The organism is Protofrankia sp. Cj3 (assembly GCF_917627355.1).
Classification (GTDB): domain Bacteria; phylum Actinomycetota; class Actinomycetes; order Frankiales; family Frankiaceae; genus Protofrankia.
This window is the reverse complement of the sequence record NZ_CAKJTR010000075.1, coordinates 1-16,564: the sequence shown is the minus strand read 5'-3', so window position 1 is coordinate 16,564 and position 16,564 is coordinate 1. Positions and strand designations below refer to the sequence as shown.

21 protein-coding genes and 1 pseudogene are annotated in these 16,564 nt (G+C 66.6%); 2 read left to right on the top strand and 20 right to left on the bottom strand.

What is annotated here, in order from left to right:
* Positions 1-20: 20 nt before the first annotated feature.
* The 19 genes from rplX to MJ783_RS12245 form a co-directional block, all read right to left on the bottom strand.
* Positions 21-338 (bottom strand): 50S ribosomal protein L24, encoded by a 318-nt coding sequence (gene rplX / locus MJ783_RS12335; protein ID WP_239310564.1) that lies wholly within the window; start codon positions 336-338, stop codon positions 21-23.
* An 11-nt stretch (positions 339-349) separates the two neighbouring features.
* On the bottom strand, positions 350-718 hold the full coding sequence (rplN, locus tag MJ783_RS12330; protein ID WP_131748536.1) for a 50S ribosomal protein L14: 369 nt from the start codon (positions 716-718) through the stop codon (positions 350-352).
* A gap of 131 nt (positions 719-849) precedes the next feature.
* Positions 850-1,164 carry a 30S ribosomal protein S17 gene (gene rpsQ, locus MJ783_RS12325; RefSeq protein WP_370651612.1) on the bottom strand — a complete coding sequence of 105 codons (315 nt, stop codon included), beginning with the start codon at positions 1,162-1,164 and terminating at the stop codon, positions 850-852.
* 5 nt (positions 1,165-1,169) lie between these two features.
* On the bottom strand, positions 1,170-1,469 hold the full coding sequence (gene rpmC / locus MJ783_RS12320; protein ID WP_239310554.1) for a 50S ribosomal protein L29: 300 nt from the start codon (positions 1,467-1,469) through the stop codon (positions 1,170-1,172).
* Complete coding sequence (gene rplP / locus MJ783_RS12315) at positions 1,469-1,885, bottom strand: 50S ribosomal protein L16 (protein WP_239310553.1); 417 nt, start codon at positions 1,883-1,885, stop codon at positions 1,469-1,471. Before rplP ends, rpmC begins: the two co-directional genes overlap by 1 nt.
* Before the next feature lie 4 nt (positions 1,886-1,889).
* Positions 1,890-2,894 carry a 30S ribosomal protein S3 gene (gene rpsC, locus MJ783_RS12310; RefSeq protein ID WP_239310552.1) on the bottom strand — a complete coding sequence of 335 codons (1,005 nt, stop codon included), beginning with the start codon at positions 2,892-2,894 and terminating at the stop codon, positions 1,890-1,892.
* On the bottom strand, positions 2,894-3,331 hold the full coding sequence (gene rplV, locus MJ783_RS12305; RefSeq protein ID WP_239310551.1) for a 50S ribosomal protein L22: 438 nt from the start codon (positions 3,329-3,331) through the stop codon (positions 2,894-2,896). Before rplV ends, rpsC begins: the two co-directional genes overlap by 1 nt.
* Positions 3,324-3,605: a 30S ribosomal protein S19 gene (gene rpsS, locus MJ783_RS12300; RefSeq protein WP_239310550.1), complete on the bottom strand. Its 282-nt coding sequence runs from the start codon at positions 3,603-3,605 to the stop codon at positions 3,324-3,326. Before rpsS ends, rplV begins: the two co-directional genes overlap by 8 nt.
* Before the next feature lie 71 nt (positions 3,606-3,676).
* The gene (gene rplB, locus MJ783_RS12295; RefSeq protein WP_239310549.1) at positions 3,677-4,510 is read right to left on the bottom strand and encodes a 50S ribosomal protein L2; all 834 of its coding nucleotides are present in this window, start codon (positions 4,508-4,510) and stop codon (positions 3,677-3,679) included.
* A 16-nt stretch (positions 4,511-4,526) separates the two neighbouring features.
* The gene (locus MJ783_RS12290; protein ID WP_239310548.1) at positions 4,527-4,823 is read right to left on the bottom strand and encodes a hypothetical protein; all 297 of its coding nucleotides are present in this window, start codon (positions 4,821-4,823) and stop codon (positions 4,527-4,529) included.
* Positions 4,816-5,112: a 50S ribosomal protein L23 gene (rplW, locus tag MJ783_RS12285; protein ID WP_239310547.1), complete on the bottom strand. Its 297-nt coding sequence runs from the start codon at positions 5,110-5,112 to the stop codon at positions 4,816-4,818. The genes MJ783_RS12290 and rplW overlap by 8 nt, the downstream gene beginning before the upstream one ends.
* Positions 5,109-5,918, bottom strand: a complete 810-nt coding sequence (gene rplD, locus MJ783_RS12280; protein WP_239310546.1) for a 50S ribosomal protein L4 — start codon at positions 5,916-5,918, stop codon at positions 5,109-5,111. Before rplD ends, rplW begins: the two co-directional genes overlap by 4 nt.
* Positions 5,915-6,655, bottom strand: a complete 741-nt coding sequence (gene rplC / locus MJ783_RS12275) for a 50S ribosomal protein L3 (RefSeq protein ID WP_239310545.1) — start codon at positions 6,653-6,655, stop codon at positions 5,915-5,917. Before rplC ends, rplD begins: the two co-directional genes overlap by 4 nt.
* A 16-nt stretch (positions 6,656-6,671) precedes the next feature.
* The gene (gene rpsJ / locus MJ783_RS12270; RefSeq protein WP_013875113.1) at positions 6,672-6,980 is read right to left on the bottom strand and encodes a 30S ribosomal protein S10; all 309 of its coding nucleotides are present in this window, start codon (positions 6,978-6,980) and stop codon (positions 6,672-6,674) included.
* Between the two features lie 165 nt (positions 6,981-7,145).
* On the bottom strand, positions 7,146-8,339 hold the full coding sequence (tuf, locus tag MJ783_RS12265; RefSeq protein ID WP_239310544.1) for an elongation factor Tu: 1,194 nt from the start codon (positions 8,337-8,339) through the stop codon (positions 7,146-7,148).
* 98 nt (positions 8,340-8,437) lie between these two features.
* On the bottom strand, positions 8,438-10,534 hold the full coding sequence (fusA, locus tag MJ783_RS12260; RefSeq protein WP_239310543.1) for an elongation factor G: 2,097 nt from the start codon (positions 10,532-10,534) through the stop codon (positions 8,438-8,440).
* A gap of 5 nt (positions 10,535-10,539) precedes the next feature.
* Positions 10,540-11,010: a 30S ribosomal protein S7 gene (rpsG, locus tag MJ783_RS12255; protein WP_239310542.1), complete on the bottom strand. Its 471-nt coding sequence runs from the start codon at positions 11,008-11,010 to the stop codon at positions 10,540-10,542.
* A complete protein-coding gene (gene rpsL, locus MJ783_RS12250; RefSeq protein ID WP_131748563.1) occupies positions 11,010-11,384 on the bottom strand; it encodes a 30S ribosomal protein S12 in 375 nt (124 codons plus the stop codon). The genes rpsG and rpsL overlap by 1 nt, the downstream gene beginning before the upstream one ends.
* Positions 11,385-11,932: 548 nt before the next feature.
* The gene (locus MJ783_RS12245; RefSeq protein ID WP_239310541.1) at positions 11,933-12,859 is read right to left on the bottom strand and encodes an RsmB/NOP family class I SAM-dependent RNA methyltransferase; all 927 of its coding nucleotides are present in this window, start codon (positions 12,857-12,859) and stop codon (positions 11,933-11,935) included.
* Between the two features lie 379 nt (positions 12,860-13,238).
* Here MJ783_RS12245 and MJ783_RS12240 point away from each other — a divergent pair, with 379 nt between their 5' ends.
* Positions 13,239-13,616, top strand: a complete 378-nt coding sequence (locus tag MJ783_RS12240) for a hypothetical protein (RefSeq protein WP_239310540.1) — start codon at positions 13,239-13,241, stop codon at positions 13,614-13,616.
* A 35-nt stretch (positions 13,617-13,651) separates the two neighbouring features.
* A complete protein-coding gene (locus MJ783_RS12235) occupies positions 13,652-15,676 on the top strand; it encodes an ABC transporter ATP-binding protein (protein ID WP_239310539.1) in 2,025 nt (674 codons plus the stop codon).
* Between the two features lie 259 nt (positions 15,677-15,935).
* On the opposite strand, the pseudogene MJ783_RS12230 reads toward MJ783_RS12235, so the two are convergent.
* Positions 15,936-16,564, bottom strand: a pseudogene (locus MJ783_RS12230) (DNA-directed RNA polymerase subunit beta'); the annotation flags it as partial.

Here is a 16,564-nt window from a genome sequence, read left to right as displayed (position 1 = left end):
TGCGGTTACGTTAGCCATATCTACAGCTCGGTGCCGGTGCGACGGGAGATCCGCACCTTCGTGCCGTCATCGTTGATGCGGTAGCCGATCCTGGTCGGACGGCCGTCGGACGGATCGACAATCATGACGTTGCTGACGTGGATGGGCGCTTCCTGGGTGACGATGCCGCCGGACTGCGAGCCCCGAGCGGAGGTGTTCACCCGGGTGTGTCGGACGACCCTGTTCGCGCCCTCGACAACCACTTTGTCCTCAGCGGGGAAAGCCCTGATGACCTTCCCCTTGAGCCCACGGTCCTTACCTGTCACGATCTGGACCGTGTCGCCTTTTCTGATCTTCATTCTGGCCACGGTCACAGCACCTCCGGCGCCAGCGAAATAATCTTCATGAACTTCTTGTCACGCAACTCGCGACCAACCGGTCCGAAGATGCGTGTACCCCGGGGGTCGCCACCGTCCCGGATGAGCACGGCGGCGTTCTCGTCGAACCGGATATAGGAGCCGTCGGGACGCCGGCGCTCCTTGGTGGTGCGTACGACGACCGCCTTGACCACGTCACCACGCTTGACGCCAGCCCCGGGCAGGGCGTCCTTCACGGTCCCGACGATGATGTCGCCGATACCGGCATAACGACGCCCCGAACCACCGAGTACCCGAATGCACAGCAGTTCCCTGGCACCCGTGTTGTCGGCGACCCGAAGCCGCGACTCCTGCTGGATCACTTCCCGCTCCCGAACTGCGTCGGCGCCCGCCTGCCGGCGGCCGGCTCGCTAGACCCTTCCAAGTCCTCCGGCGGCGCGAAAAACCACGATCACGCCGCCATCGGCCCGTAGAACACAATCGGCTGGTCGATCTACTTGGCCTTCTCCAGAACCTCGACCACACGCCAGCGCTTGGTCGCCGACAGCGGGCGGGTCTCCATCAGCAGGACCCGGTCACCGACGCCGGTCGTACTGTTCTCGTCGTGTGCCTTGACCTTCTTGGTACGCCTGATGGTCTTGCCGTAGAGCGGGTGCTGAACCCGGTCCTCCACCGCGACCACCACGGTCTTGGCCATCTTGTCGCTGATCACAAGGCCTTCGCGGACCTTGCGGAAGCCGCGGCCGCCGGTCGCCGCCCGCGCGGTGACCGGCGGGTTCCCTGTCGCCGGGGTGCCGTCCGTTGTCATCCCATTCACGCCCGTTCCACCTGTATCGCCGCCGTTGTCTGCAACGGCTCAACGCCGCCAACCGCTCCGGGCACTTCAGTCCCGACCAGGTTCGGATCATCAGCGAGGCCGAGTTCACGCTCCCGGAGCACCGTGTAGATACGCGCGATGTCACGCCGGACGTCCTGCAGGCGGCGATTGTTGGAAAGCTGACCGGTAGCGGCCTGAAAACGGAGGTTGAAGAGCTCCTCCTTGGCCTCGCGCAGCTTGTCCACCAGGTCCTGCCCAGACAGGGTCCGTAGCTCGTCGGCGGTCGCGGTCGCCATCACGCGCCTCCCTCGCGGGTCACGAACCGGCACTTCATCGGGAGCTTGTGGATGGCACGCCGCATCGCCTCCCGCGCGACCGGCTCAGACACCCCCGAGAGTTCGAACATCATGCGCCCGGGCTTGACGTTGGCGATCCACCACTCCGGCGAGCCCTTGCCCGAACCCATCCGGGTCTCAGCCGGCTTCTTGGTCAGCGGCCGGTCCGGGTAGATGTTGATCCAAACCTTGCCACCACGGCGGATGTGGCGCGTCATCGCGATACGCGCCGACTCGATCTGCCGGTTCGTCACATAGGCGGACTCCAGCGCCTGGATGCCGAACTCACCGAACGCGATTTTGGTGCCGCCCTTGGCCGCGCCGCCACGACCGGGATGGTGCTGCTTGCGGTGCGCGACCTTACGGGGAATCAGCATTGTCCTAGCCCTCCGTCTCCTGGGCCGTCCCAGCAGCGGGCGCGGCGGTGTCGAGCGGAGCCGAAACCGGAGCTGAGACCGGCGCCGCGGGGGCAGCCGCCTCAGCCGCCGGGGCCGTCACAGCCGGCGCGGTAGCGGTGTCAGCGCCAACCGCAGCCGTCGCGTCACCACCGCTACCAGCGTTACCGCTACCAGCGTTACCGCCACCACCACCGGTGGCACCGCCACCGCCACGGCCACGCCGCTCACCCTGCCGCGCGGCGGCACGCCCGGCGTCGGTGCCACCGGTGGTGGTACCCGACGAACCCGACCGTGGCCCACGGCGCGGGCGCTCCCGGCGGTGCTGGCGCTGGAGTGCCTCCTGCGCCTCCCGCTCCGCACGGCTCTGGACCACGTCACCCTTGTAGATCCAGACCTTCACGCCGATACGGCCGAAGGTGGTCCGGGCCTCGTAGAATCCGTAGTCGATGTCGGCGCGCAGCGTGTGCAGGGGCACCCGGCCTTCGCGGTAGAACTCCGAGCGGCTCATCTCGGCGCCGCCCAGGCGTCCGGAACACTGCACCCGGATGCCCTTGGCGCCGCCCTTCATCGCCGACTGCATGGCCTTGCGCATCGCCCGCCGGAAGCTGACCCGGCTCGACAGCTGCTCCGCCACGCCCTGCGCGACGAGCTGGGCGTCGACCTCAGGGTTCTTCACCTCAAGGATGTTGAGCTGGACCTGCTTGCCGGTCAGCTTCTCGAGGTCGCCGCGGATGCGGTCGGCCTCAGCGCCGCGACGTCCGATGACGATCCCCGGGCGGGCGGTGTGGATGTCCACCCGCAGCCGGCCCTGGGTCCGCTCGATGTCGACCCGACTGATTCCCGCGCGCTCCATACCCCGGGACATCATCTTACGGATCTTCACATCCTCGCCGACGTACGCCTTGTACTGCTTGTCGGCGTACCAACGAGAGGTGAACTCCGAAGTGATCCCGAGCCGGAACCCGTGCGGGTTGACCTTCTGCCCCACTACCGGGCCCTCCTTGCAGTCTGCGATGCGCCGGTCGACGCGCCGCGGGTCACCGAAACCGGTTCCCGGCTTTCCACGACGACCGTGATGTGGCTGGTCCGCTTCCGGATCCGGTAGGCACGGCCCTGCGCCCGCGGACGGATGCGCTTGAGCGTCGGGCCCTCGTCGACGTAGACCTCGCCCACCCAGAGCGTGGACGGGTCAAGGCCGTGATTGTGCTCGGCGTTCGCAACCGCGCTCGCGACCACCTTGTACACGTCCTCGCTGGCCGCCTGTGGGGCAAAACGGAGGATGTCCAGGGCCTCGCGGGCGGAACGGCCACGGACCAGGTCGACAACCCGACGCGCCTTGGTCGGCGATACCCGGACATAGCGGGCCGAGGCCTTCGCCCCGTCCAGACCGGACCGGGTGAGCCCGTCCACGAGGTCGTCAGCCACGACGCGACCTCCGGTCTTCCTTGACGTGACCGCGGAAGGTCCGCGTCGGCGCGAACTCGCCGAGCTTGTGACCAACCATCCCCTCGGTGATGAACACCGGGACGTGCTTGCGGCCGTCGTGCACGGCGATGGTGTGCCCCAGCATGTCCGGGATCACCGTCGAGCGCCGCGACCAGGTCTTGATGACGTTCTTCGTGCCCTTGGCGTTCTGTACGTCCACCTTCTTGAGCAGGTGGTCGTCGACGAACGGGCCCTTCTTCAGGCTACGTGGCATGGCGTGTCTCCTCCTTCCCGCTCAGAACCGATGGTCATACGTCGATTGGCACCGGATGTGAACAATCATGATCACCGCCGCCTGTTCTGCTTCCGACGACGGACGATCAGCGCGTCGCTCGACTTACGGGTAGCGCGGGTACGCCCCTCGGGACGGCCCTTCGGGTTCACCGGATGCCGGCCACCGGAGGTCTTGCCCTCGCCACCACCATGCGGGTGATCAACTGGGTTCATCGCCACACCGCGGACGGTGGGCCGACGCCCCTTCCAGCGCATCCGGCCGGCCTTACCCCAGTTGATATTGTTCTGCTCGGCGTTGCCCACCTCACCGACCGTGGCCCGGCAGCGGACGTCGACGTTGCGGATCTCACCGGAGGGCATCCGGAGCTGGGCGAAGGGACCGTCCTTGGCCACCAGCTGCACGCTCGCGCCAGCGCTGCGCGCGATCTTCGCACCACCGCCGGGACGCAGCTCGATGGCGTGCACCACCGTGCCGGTCGGGATGTTGCGCAGCGGCAGGGCATTACCAGGCTTGATGTCGGCGGTCGTGCCCGAACTGACCATGTCGCCCTGCTTGAGTTTCACCGGGGCGAGGATGTAGCGCTTCTCGCCGTCGGCGTAGTGCAGCAGAGCGATCCGCGCGGTCCGGTTCGGGTCATACTCGATGTGCGCGACCTTGGCCGGCACACCATCCTTGTCCCGCTTGAAATCAATCAGACGGTAGGCACGCTTGTGCCCGCCGCCCTGGTGCCGTGTGGTGATACGCCCGTGGACGTTCCGACCGCCCTTGGAGTGCAGCGGGCGGACCAGCGACTTCTCCGGATGGTCACGAGTGATCTCGACGAAGTCGGCCACGCTCGAACCACGGCGACCCGGTGTGGTCGGCTTGTACCTACGAATACCCATGGTTATCCACCGTGTCCTAGTCCCCGCACGCCAGGCCCAGCGGGCGCCTGGCAGCGTTCTCGTCGGCTTGCGTGACCGCCGGCCACGCGGCGCCGCCTGCGGCCTTGCCAGGAACCCGCTGGATCCTGCCGAGATGGCGGGCGAACAAGTCCCCGCACGCCAGGCCCAGCGGGCGCCTGGCAGCGTTCTCGTCGGCTTGCGTGACCGCCGGCCACGCGGCGCCGCCTGCGGCCTTGCCAGGTATCCCGCTGGATCCCGGCGTGGTGGTGGTCTGCGAGCCGAACGCGATCAGACTGAAAGCCCTCTCATGCACCAGGGCCTCCGAAGATCTCGATGGTGTCCCCGGGAGCCAGACTGACCATGGCCCGCTTGGTGGACTTGCGCTGACCCCAACCGGCCTTGGTGCGCTTGCGCTTACCCGAGCGGTTGATGGTGTTCACCCGCAGCACCCGGACGTTGAAAATCTGCTGGACCGCAATCTTGATCTCGGTCTTGTTCGCGCCCGGACGGACGATGAACGTGTAGACGTTCTCGTCCAACAGGCCGTAGCTCTTCTCGGAGACGACCGGCTTGATGATCACGTCACGCGGATCGGCGATCACTTGGCTTCCTCCTCGGCTTCCGCGCCATCGTCGGACCGGGCCCGCGACTCCTGGGTGCCCAGCGGCTCCGCATCGCCAGCCGGGACGAAGGACCCATCCTGTGCCGCCAGCACCTGTGACCGGGCCAGGAAGGCAGCCAGAGCGCCCTCGGTGAACACCACATCGTCGCTGACGAGCACGTCGTAGGTGTTGAGCTGGCCGGGATCAAGCAGGTGCACAGCGGGGACGTTGCGCAGGCTCTTCCAGGTGAGCTCGTCGTCCCGGGCCGCCACCACCAGCACCCGGCGGGTATCAGCGATCGTCCGAAGCGCCGTGAGCGCGGCCTTTGTCGACGGGGTCGCACCGGCAACCAGCGACGACACAACGTGGATCCGGTTGTTGCGCGCCCGGTCGGACAGGGCCCCACGCAGCGCGGCGGCCTTCATCTTCTTGGGCGTCCGCTGGTCGTAAGAGCGGGGCTTGGGGCCGTGAACGATGCCACCGCCGGTGAACTGCGGGGCGCGCAGCGAGCCCTGCCGGGCCCGGCCGGTGCCCTTCTGCCGGTAGGGCTTACGCCCACCACCGCGGACCTCGCCGCGGGTCAGCGTGGAGTGGGTGCCCTGGCGCGCCGCGGCGAGCTGCGCCACCACCACCTGGTGGATGAGCGGGACGTTCAGCGCGACGTCGAACACCGCCCCGGGCAGTTGTGCGCTGCCGACCTCACCACCGGTGGGAGCGTGGACAACGATCGTGCGGGTCTCGGGCACGGCGGCGGCAGCCGCGGAAGTCCGCGACCGGGCGCGCGCTGACGTCGTCGCTGCGCTCATGCCGATACCTCCTCACTGGACGTCACAGCGTCGCCGCTCGTGACAGGCGTCTCGGCGGCGGCGAAGTCAGCGGGCTCAAAGTCAGCGGGTGCGGGACGTTTCGCCGCGCTGCGGACGAGCACCAAGCCCCCGTCAGGGCCGGGCACCGCACCTTTGATCAACAAAAAACCACGTTCGGTGTCGACCGCGTGGACGGTCAGGCCCGCAACGGTGACGCGCTCATGCCCCATCCGCCCAGCCATGCGCAGGCCCTTGAAGACCCGGCCGGGAGTGGCGCAGCCGCCGACCGAGCCCGGTGAACGGTGCTTGCGCTCGACTCCGTGGCCGGCGCCAAGGCCCTTGAAGCCGTGCCGCTTCATCACACCGGCGAAGCCCTTGCCCTTGGATGTTCCCGTTACGTCCACCACCGCGCCCGCGGCGAAGACCGCTCCGGTCAGTTCCTGGCCGGGCCGGTACCTGGCGGCGTCCGCCGTGCGCAGCTCGACCAGATGGCGCCGGGGAGGCACCCCGGCGCGCGCGAAGTGACCGCGCAGCGGCTGGGTCACCCGACGGGGGTCGACTTCACCGTAACCGAGCTGGACCGCCGAATAGCCGTCCGAATCGGGAGTCCTGATCTGCGTCACCACGTTCGGACCGGCCTTAATCACCGTGACCGGGACGATGCGGTTGTTGGCGTCCCATACCTGGGTCATCCCGAGCTTGGTGCCCAGCAGGCCCCTGTAGTTGCGATTGAGCATGACTGCGCCGGCCCCTTTAAAGCTTGATCTCGATATCGACACCCGCTGGCAGGTCGAGGCGCATCAGCGAGTCGACCGTCTTCGGCGTCGGGTCAAGAATGTCGATCAGCCGCTTGTGCGTGCGCATCTCAAAGTGCTCACGGCTGTCCTTGTACTTGTGCGGCGACCGGATCACGCAGTAGACGTTCTTCTCCGTCGGCAGCGGCACCGGTCCCGCGACCTGCGCACCAGTCCTCGTCACCGTCTCGACGATCTTTCGCGCCGAACTATCGATGATCTCGTGGTCGTAGGCCTTGAGCCGGATGCGGATCTTCTGTGCCGCCATGGTGGGCTTCGCCTGTCCTGTCTGTCTCGTCCGGCTCGCTGGCCCTGCAGGGTCCGTTCCTGGCCGGAGCTGCCGCCGGATGTACCGCTTGTTGACAAGTCTGTGCACCGCGCGAGCGGCGGGCGGAAAGGCCCCACAGGGCCCGCGGCCCGCCGCTCGCGGCGACTACTTGAGGATCTTGGTGACGCGACCGGCGCCAACGGTCCGGCCACCCTCACGGATGGCGAACCGCAGGCCCTCCTCCATGGCGATCGGCTGGATAAGCTCGACCGTCATCTCGGTGTTGTCGCCCGGCATGACCATTTCGGTGCCCTCAGGAAGGGTCACGACACCGGTCACGTCCGTGGTCCGGAAGTAGAACTGCGGACGGTAGTTGTTGAAGAACGGCGTGTGGCGGCCACCCTCGTCCTTGCTGAGGATGTAGACCTGCGCCTCGAAGTTGGTGTGCGGCATGATCGACTTCGGCTTGACAACGACCTGGCCGCGCTCGACGTCCTCGCGCTTCACCCCACGCAGGAGCAGACCGACGTTGTCACCGGCACGCCCCTCGTCGAGCAGCTTGCGGAACATCTCGACACCGGTGACGGTCGTCGTGGTGACATCCGGTCGGATACCGACGATCTCGACGGTCTCACTGACCTTGACAACGCCTCGCTCCACCCGACCGGTGACAACGGTGCCACGGCCGGTGATCGTGAAGACGTCCTCGATCGGCATGAGGAAGGGCTTGTCGATGTCGCGCTCGGGCTCCGGGATGGAGTCGTCGACAGCCTGCATGAGTTCCAGCAGCTTCGCGCCCCACTCCTTGTCGCCCTCAAGCGCCTTGAGCGCCGAGACGCGAACCACCGGCACGTCGTCACCCGGAAACTCGTACAAGCTCAGCAGCTCACGCACCTCGAGCTCGACGAGCTCGAGGATCTCCTCGTCGTCGACCATGTCGGCCTTGTTCAACGCCACGACGATGTAAGGCACGCCGACCTGGCGAGCGAGCAGCACGTGCTCCCTGGTCTGCGGCATCGGGCCGTCGGTGGCCGACACGACCAGGATCGCGCCGTCCATCTGGGCGGCACCCGTGATCATGTTTTTGATGTAGTCGGCGTGACCGGGGCAGTCAACGTGGGCGTAGTGCCGGTTGTCGGTCTGGTACTCGACGTGGGCGATCGAGATCGTGATGCCGCGGGCCTTCTCCTCCGGCGCCTTGTCGATCTGGTCGAACGGCGTGAAGGGGTTCAGCTCGGGGTGTGCGTCGTGCAGGACCTTGGTAATGGCCGCGGTCAGCGTGGTCTTGCCATGGTCGATGTGACCGATGGTACCGATGTTGACATGCGGCTTGTTCCGCTCGAACTTCTGCTTCGCCACGGGTGTCCCTCCAAGGACGGGTGGTGTCGTGCCGTGCTAATGATCGTGGTCGTGTCGGGCCTGGTGCGGCGCTGGTTAGGCCCCGCCCCGGCCACCCGTCACTCCCCGCGTGCTTTCGCGATGATTTCCTTGGCAACCCCCGCCGGGACCTCGGCGTAGGAGTCGAACTGCATCGAGTAGGAAGCCCGGCCGGATGTCTTCGACCGCAGGTCTCCGACGTAACCGAACATCTCCGACAGCGGGACGGTCGCCTTGACGATGCGCGCGCCGGCCCGCTCGTCCATGGCCTGGATCTGCCCACGCCGTGAGTTGAGGTCGCCGATCACGTCACCCATGTAGTCCTCAGGGGTGGTGACCTCGACCGCCATCATCGGCTCGAGCAGAACCGGGTCGGCCTTGCGGGCCGCCTCCTTGAAAGCCATCGAACCGGCGATCTTGAAAGCGAGCTCGGACGAGTCGACATCGTGGTACTGACCATCGGTCAGGGTGACCTTCACGTCGACGAGGGGGTAGCCGGCGAGGACACCGAACTCCATCGCCTCCTGGCAGCCAGCGTCGACGGACGGGATGTACTCGCGTGGGATGCGGCCACCGGTGACCTTGTTCGCGAACTCGTAACCACCGCCGTCACCGCCGGAAGGCTCGAGATCGATGATCACTCGGGCATACTGCCCCGAGCCACCGGTCTGCTTCTTGTGCGTGTAGTCGACCTTCTCGACCTTGCGGCGGATGGTCTCGCGGTAGGCGACCTGCGGCTTGCCGACGTTGGCGGTGACACCGAACTCGCGGCGCATCCGGTCGACGAGTACGTCCAAGTGCAGCTCGCCCATGCCCGCAATGATCGTCTGACCGGTCTCGTCGTCGGTCCGGACCTGGAAGGTCGGGTCCTCCTCGGCGAGGCGGCCGATAGCCGTACCCAGCTTCTGCTGGTCGGCTTTGGTCTTCGGCTCGATCGCGACGCTGATGACCGGGGCCGGGAAGGTCATCGACTCCAGGATGATCGGGCTGTTCGGGTCGCAGAGCGTGTCACCGGTGGTCGTGTTCTTCAGGCCGACCACCGCGACGATCTGGCCCGCGCCGACACCGTCGCGATCCTCGCGGTGGTTGGCGTGCATCTGCAGGATGCGACCGATCCGCTCCTTGCGGTCCTTGGTCGAGTTCAGCACCGGTGAGCCGGCGGTGAGCCGTCCCGAGTAGACCCGGATGTAGGTCAGCTTCCCGACGTACGGATCGGTCATGATCTTGAAGGCGAGCGCGGAGAAGGGCTCGCTCTCGTCCGGCCGGCGCGCGACCTCGTTCTCCTCGCGGCCCATCGCGTGGCCGATCGTGACACCGATGTCCAGCGGGCTCGGCAGGTAGTCCACGACGGCGTCGAGCATCGGCTGCACGCCCTTGTTCTTGAACGCCGAGCCGCACAGGACGGGATTCACCGAGCCGACCAGGGTCGCCCGGCGCAGTGCCGCCCGCAGCTGCTCCTCGCTCGGCTCCTCGCCCTCGAGATACAGCTCCATCAGGCTGTCGTCGTTCTCGGCGACGGTCTCGACGAGCTTGTCCCGCCACTCCTGCGCGGCCTCGGCGTGGTCACGCGGGATGTCGACGGTCTCGTAGGAGGCGCCCTTGTCCTCGGTGTGCCAGAGCAGGCCCTTCATGGCAACCAGGTCGATGACACCTTTGAAGTCGGCTTCGACACCCCACGGGAGCTGGATGACGGCCGGTGTCGCGGCGAGGCGGTCAACCATCATGTCCACGCAGCGGTGGAACTCAGCGCCGACCCGGTCCATCTTGTTGACGAACGCGATCCGCGGGACGTTGTAGCGGTCAGCCTGGCGCCAGACCGTCTCGCTCTGCGGCTCGACCCCGGCCACGGCGTCGAAGACCGCGACGGCGCCGTCGAGGACACGCAGCGAGCGTTCCACCTCGACCGTGAAGTCGACGTGCCCCGGGGTATCGATGATGTTGATGGTGTGGTCACGCCACATACAGGTGGTGGCAGCGGAGGTGATCGTGATCCCCCGCTCCTGCTCCTGCTCCATCCAGTCCATGGTGGCACCGCCATCATGGACTTCACCGATCTTGTAATTGACGCCGGTGTAGAAAAGGATCCGCTCGGTGGTCGTGGTCTTGCCCGCGTCAATGTGGGCCATGATCCCGATGTTGCGGGTCGAAGCCAGCGCGGCACGTACGTCAGCAGACATGTTAGTTACCAGCGGTAGTGGGCGAAGGCCTTGTTGGACTCCGCCATCTTGTGGGTGTCCTCGCGCCGCTTCACGCTCGCGCCGAGACCGTTACTCGCGTCGATCAGCTCGTTCATGAGGCGCTCGGTCATGGTCTTCTCACGCCGCTGCCGGGCGTAGCCCACCAGCCAGCGAAGCGCGAGGGTGGTGCTCCGGCTCGAGCGCACCTCGACCGGCACCTGGTAGGTGGCGCCGCCAACCCGGCGGCTGCGCACCTCCAGGGTCGGCTTGACGTTGTCGAGGGCACGCTTGAGCGTGACCACGGGGTCATTGCCGGTCTTCTCCCGGGCACCCTCGAGCGCGCCGTAGACGATCCGCTCGGCCAGCGACTTCTTGCCGCTCAGGAGAACCTTGTTGACCAGCGCTGTCACCAGCGGTGAGCCGTAGACCGGATCGACGACGACGGCGTGCTTGGGAGCCGGGCCCTTGCGTGGCATCAGGCCTTCTCCTTCTTCGCTCCGTACTTGCTGCGCGCCTGCTTGCGGTTGCGGACGCCCTGGGTGTCCAGCGTCCCGCGTACGATCTTGTAACGGACGCCCGGAAGGTCCTTCACCCGGCCGCCGCGGACCAGGACGATCGAGTGCTCCTGCAGGTTGTGCCCCACCCCGGGGATGTAGGCCGTGACCTCCATCCCGCTGTGGAGCCGGACGCGGGCGACCTTGCGAAGCGCCGAATTGGGCTTCTTGGGCGTGGTCGTGTAGACGCGGGTGCACACGCCACGACGCTGCGGGCTCCCCTTGAGTGCCGGGGTCTTGGTCTTCTCGACCTTGTCCTGCCGGCCCTTGCGGACCAACTGCTGGATCGTCGGCAACGCCGCTCCCGTTCCTCTTCCGTCCTGCCGGTACCTGCTGTTATGTCGGCTGTGTCCGACCCACGCGGTCGGGCGTGTCGCTCACTCTCGAAAAACCCCCGGGTAACCCGAGTGGTCTGCCGTGGAGGTGCGCCCGCCCACCTGACGTGGAGCCGGGCCGTCCGAAGTCGCCGCCGGCCCGGCAGGACGGGCCACGGCGCCAGTGGATGGCGCAAGACACAGGTCAAACCTGCAGCGCACAGCGCCGCAGGAACCGAGACTACAGAACCGGTAACGGGTATGTCGAATCGGGGTCACCGTGCCGCGACCGCGCCCGGCCCAGTCGGCTCAGTCCAGTCGGCTCAGTCCAGTCGGCTCAGTCCAGTCGGCTCAGTCCAGTCGGCTTAGCGCGCCCGGCAACAGGGGACGCGGCGTCGCGGGGCCAGGACACGCACCTCACCGCGTTGTCGTCGGTCGCCACCCAACACCTCCGGTGACTCCCTCCGCCGCCTCGCGATGCACGCACCCCAGCCCCGCTCCTTGATCCACGCCCCTATTGCCGGGCGCTCTTAGTCCGACAGCTTCCGCAGCTTGCAGACGAAAAAGCCCTCGAACTCCCCGCCCGGCAGGATCCGTCGTGCCCCGGCGAGCGCCGGATCAAACGCCTCCGAGCGCCAGCGGCGCAGGCCCGGCCGCCACGCGCCCGGCGCCCAGGCGTCGATGTCGACCTCGATCGGGCACACCTCAACGGGATGGTGGCGCAACAGATAGCTCAGCGGAGCTTCGTTCTCCTCCGGCCCGAACGTGCAGGTCGAGTAGACCAGGATGCCGCCAGGACGCAGCAGCCGGCAGGCCGCGACCAGCATCTTGCGCTGCAACCAGCCGTAGTTCCTCACCCGCTCCTCGTTCCAGTACCGCAGCGCGGCGGGGTCACGCAGGTCGACCAGGCCCTCTCCGGTGCACTGAGCGTCCAGCAGGACCCGGTCGAACCGGCCGGTGACGAACTTGTCCGCGTACTGGGCGGGGTGACAGGTGGCGGCGGCGAGCCGGACATGGAACTGCCGCGTCACCGCACGCAGCTTGTCCAGCCGGGGCTTGATGCCGTCGTTCGCCCACAGGCTCGCGTCGTTGCCGACAAGCGCGGCGATATGCGCCGTCTTCCCGCCGGGCGCCGCGCACAGGTCAATGATCGACTCTCCCGGTTCCGGCTCGAGGGCAAGCGCGGGCACAAGGCTGGAGATGTTCTGGATGTAGACATGGCCACCGGCGAAGAGCTCCGACGCCGACAGGACCCGCTTCTCGCCCCCGAGGAGGTAGCCGTCGGGACACCAGCCGAGCGGGTCAAGGGTGAGTCCGAGCTCGGCGATCGCCCGGTGGACCTCGGCGGCACCCAGCGGTGACAGCCGGTTGACCCGGACACCGGTGCGCCGGTCGAGACACAGCCGCGCGACAACCTCGGGCTCCGCCATGTCGAGGATTTCACTCAGCCGCCGCACGAACAGCGCCCGTTTCCGGCTTCCGCCGCCTCGCTCGCCCCCAGCCACCAGTGAGACACTACCCAAGCACGTCCAGCTGACGATGAATGCGGTCAATGCGGTTGATGCGGTGGACACCCAGCCGACTGGCGGCGGCGCGCGTCACAATCCGTGGCCACATTTTCCGGCGCCCGCGAAAATTGGTTGAGCCGTCGTGCTGACAAGCAAATCACCAACGATATCGAGGCCAAGGCCGCCGGCTACGTGTCACCTTCGAGACTAATTCCGGCACTAGGAACGGTGTGAGCCGAGTCATGATGTTGACTCCTTGCCCACTAATCCACGTCCCGATAACTTCAATTTTGTCACCGTCAGTTCGGATGACTACGATGGAGGAATCATGCCTACTTCTCTCCGGCATCTCGACCATAATCGAGAAATCACCCCGTCAAGCACTTTCGGGTTGATTATCGAGGTATCCGAGGACGTGGAGATTTCCGTTTTCAGCGCAGCTGAAGCTGTTGCCGGGACGGCCCTCGCATCGCTGGTCACCCGTACCCCGACAAACGGCGGCACCACCAGCCAGGAAGTGCTGAGCATCCGTACCGGTGAGGTGCGCGCAGCCGTGACGGAAATCGGTGGCGGCGACCGCGAGGCGGCGACCGCCGCCACCGATAACACGGACGACACCGATGACGCTGACGACGAGGCTGCCGGCTACCACGGCGGCAATCCTCCCGTCAGCACCCGCGCGAAAATTCAGCGCAGCGACGACTAAGCCCCGAACAAAACATCAGGCAAACGGCTCACAAGATGACAACATCTCGCCAGCCGTCCGCCGGGACCAGCGAATGGCTCAGCCAACCGAGCCACCAGCGGACCTCGCTGACGGCAGTGCTGCTGAAGACATGCGCTATCGTCTCCTGGCTGTATGGGCGCCTGTTCGCCCGGCTTACCGGCAATCCTGACGCCGTTCGAATCGAACGTTTCATCAGGGACCAGAACAAAGCCGCTATAGCACACGCCGGGCTCGCCCTGCTCGGCGCGGCGGCACTGGCCGTGGCGCCGTTCGCAATCCGCGACCTCATTGACGAGTGGCTGCTACAGCTACAGACGCGCGGAATACTTCTCCCTGTCTTCCTCATGCTCGGCGCTTTTGTGCTCAGCGCCCTCGTAGCCACCCTGCAACATATACTGATCGGCTATCTCAGCGAACGGCTTGCTTTCCAGATCCGCCGCGACCTGCACGAGCACACGGTCGCTCTGCCGTTCCCTCGCTTCATGCGGACACGGCACGGGGATATTGTCACGCTCTTCACCATTGATACGGCCAAGGTACAGATCGCCGGCGCCGTCTGCCTACCCGCCATCGCGACAATGGCAGTCGAGCTCCTCGCCGCCGGTGTGACCGCCTTTCTGCTGGAATGGCGGCTCGCGGTCGCGGTCGGCGCGATCGGTGCGATTCCACTCGTCCTGCTGCGATTGATTCGTGCGCGCATCCGGGAAATCAGCCGGGTGGAGGCCGAGCGACACACCCGGCTGGTCGATCACGTCATAGAGCTGGCTGGGACGGCTGGCGCGCTGCACCTGCGTGCGTTCCGCGCGCAGGGCGCCGGTCAGGAGGAGTTCGAACGGCTGGACGCGGCTATCGCGACAGCGGTCCGTACCCGGGTCCAGGTATTCGCCCGTCTACAGTTCATCTCCGCGGCCAGTGCAGTGCTGGCAACCATGACCGCGATCGGGTTCGGAGCGTGGCTCTCGCTGGAGCGGATAATGACGACCGGCACGTTCGTGGCGTTCCTCAGCGTGCTCTTCCTGGCCTTTCGCGCAATCGCCGGTTTTGCCGACCTGCGCACCCAGCTGTTTGATGGCGAATCCTCCCTCATCCGCATTCTGGCCTTCCTCGACATTCCGCTGGAGCGGCCTCGCGTGGCGAACCACAGTAACGTGAGACCGCTGACATCAGTTGATCGCCCGCGGCCACCGGAAGAAATCGTGTCGCAAGCCGAACCAGCGGTTTCAGATCCGGCCGGCATTCCCCGGCCGCCGGTGCACGGTGATCTCGTCCTGGCGAACGTCTCCTATTCTTACGCGCCTGACGTACCCGCGCCCGACTGGGCGGTCCGATCGGTGGATATCGTCGTGCGCAGAGGCGAGACGGTTGCCGTCGTCGGATTCAGCGGCGCGGGCAAGACCACGCTCTGTTACCTCGCGAGCGGGCTCCTGGCGCCCACTTCCGGGCGAGTGCTGCTAGGCGGGCGGGATATCCTTGAACTCACCGCCGAGCAGGCGCGAGCCGCGGTCGGATTCGTCTCCCAGGAAGCATTCATCCAACGCCGTACCATTGCCGAGAACCTCCGCTTCGGGAATCCCACCGCGACCGCGGACGAGCTCTGGGCGGCACTCGAGGCGACTGGTCTCGTCACCGTGGTCCGTTCCCTGCCGGACGGGATCCACACCCCGGTCGGCTGCGATGGATACGAGATCTCGGGTGGCGAACGGCAACGGCTGGCCATCGCTCGGGTCCTGGTCCAGAATCCACGGACGATCATCCTCGACGAGGCTACGTCGAACCTTGACGCACTGACTGAGGAAATGCTTCGGGTGTCCTTCGAACGTCTTCTCGCCGATCGCAGCTGCCTGCTCGTGGCCCATCGAATGACGATGACCACCGCCGCGGACCGTATCTACGTGATGGAAAAGGGCACCGTGGTGGAGGCCGGCCCGCACGACCGGCTGGTCAAAACCGGTGGAATCTACGCGCAGCTGGCCCGCGGCCAGCTGCGGCAGACAGCCAGGAGGGAGAACAACAACGGTATGTCCCGGACCGTCGGCTGACCTGGCTCGCCAGCGGCGTCCAGAATTCAGCACGGACCGCTGACACACCGAAGGCGCTGCCCGGATACCTCCAGGGAGGTATCCGGGCAGCGCCGTGTTTCCTGGGGATGCTCAGCCGTGGTGGCGTGTCCGGTGAAGACACGGCAGACAGGCCTGGAACTGTCAGACCGGCTTCGCGCCGATCCGGCGGGAGCCCCAGGCCACGCGATCGTGAACATTTTCGCGTGGCCTGGGCCCCAGGGCTCTCCCGCGGGACGGGCTATCGGTAGTCGCCCCCTGTGCTGCGGTAGTCAAAATCATCCAACGGCACAGCTTGACCGCTACCAGTACCGAACGCGCCGTACTCGACGGTCGCGCCGTCCTCATAGTTACCGCCCACCGAGTACATGGACGCCCGCGCCTCCTCGGTCGGCTCGACCCGAATGTTGCGGTATCGGGAGATGCCGGTACCCGCCGGGATGAGCTTGCCGATGATGACGTTCTCCTTCAGGCCGACCAGCGAGTCCGACCGGGCATTGATCGCGGCGTCGGTGAGCACTCGCGTCGTCTCCTGGAAGGAGGCCGCCGACAGCCAGGACTCGGTCGCAAGTGACGCCTTGGTGATGCCCATGAGAACCGGACGGGCCGATGCCGGCTGCCCACCGGACTCGACCACCCGGCGGTTCTCCTCCTCGAAGCGCGCCCGCTCGACCAGCTCACCGGGCAGGAGGGTGGTCTCACCCGACTCCAGCACGTTCACCCGCTTGAGCATCTGGCGGATGATGATCTCTATGTGCTTGTCGTGGATCGACACGCCCTGCGAGCGATAGACCTCCTGCACCTGGTCCACCAGGTGCAACTGCACCTGGCGCGGGCCGAGAATGCGCAGTACCTCGTGCGGGTCGACCG

Excerpts from the sequence above, each read along its gene's own strand:
- rpsQ (WP_370651612.1), bottom strand. The coding sequence starts at position 1,164 with ATGACAACGGACGGCACCCCGGCGACAGGGAACCCGCCGGTCACCGCG.
- rplD (WP_239310546.1), bottom strand. The coding sequence starts at position 5,918 with ATGAGCGCAGCGACGACGTCAGCGCGCGCCCGGTCGCGGACTTCCGCG.
- MJ783_RS12235 (WP_239310539.1), top strand. The coding sequence starts at position 13,652 with ATGACAACATCTCGCCAGCCGTCCGCCGGGACCAGCGAATGGCTCAGC.
- rpsG (WP_239310542.1), bottom strand. The coding sequence starts at position 11,010 with ATGCCACGCAAGGGCCCGGCTCCCAAGCACGCCGTCGTCGTCGATCCG.
- rplX (WP_239310564.1), bottom strand. The coding sequence starts at position 338 with ATGAAGATCAGAAAAGGCGACACGGTCCAGATCGTGACAGGTAAGGAC.
- rpmC (WP_239310554.1), bottom strand. The coding sequence starts at position 1,469 with ATGGCGACCGCGACCGCCGACGAGCTACGGACCCTGTCTGGGCAGGAC.
- rplP (WP_239310553.1), bottom strand. The coding sequence starts at position 1,885 with ATGCTGATTCCCCGTAAGGTCGCGCACCGCAAGCAGCACCATCCCGGT.
- fusA (WP_239310543.1), bottom strand. The coding sequence starts at position 10,534 with ATGTCTGCTGACGTACGTGCCGCGCTGGCTTCGACCCGCAACATCGGG.
- MJ783_RS12240 (WP_239310540.1), top strand. The coding sequence starts at position 13,239 with ATGCCTACTTCTCTCCGGCATCTCGACCATAATCGAGAAATCACCCCG.
- rplC (WP_239310545.1), bottom strand. The coding sequence starts at position 6,655 with ATGCTCAATCGCAACTACAGGGGCCTGCTGGGCACCAAGCTCGGGATG.
- rpsJ (WP_013875113.1), bottom strand. The coding sequence starts at position 6,980 with ATGGCGGCACAGAAGATCCGCATCCGGCTCAAGGCCTACGACCACGAG.
- rpsS (WP_239310550.1), bottom strand. The coding sequence starts at position 3,605 with ATGCCACGTAGCCTGAAGAAGGGCCCGTTCGTCGACGACCACCTGCTC.
- rplB (WP_239310549.1), bottom strand. The coding sequence starts at position 4,510 with ATGGGTATTCGTAGGTACAAGCCGACCACACCGGGTCGCCGTGGTTCG.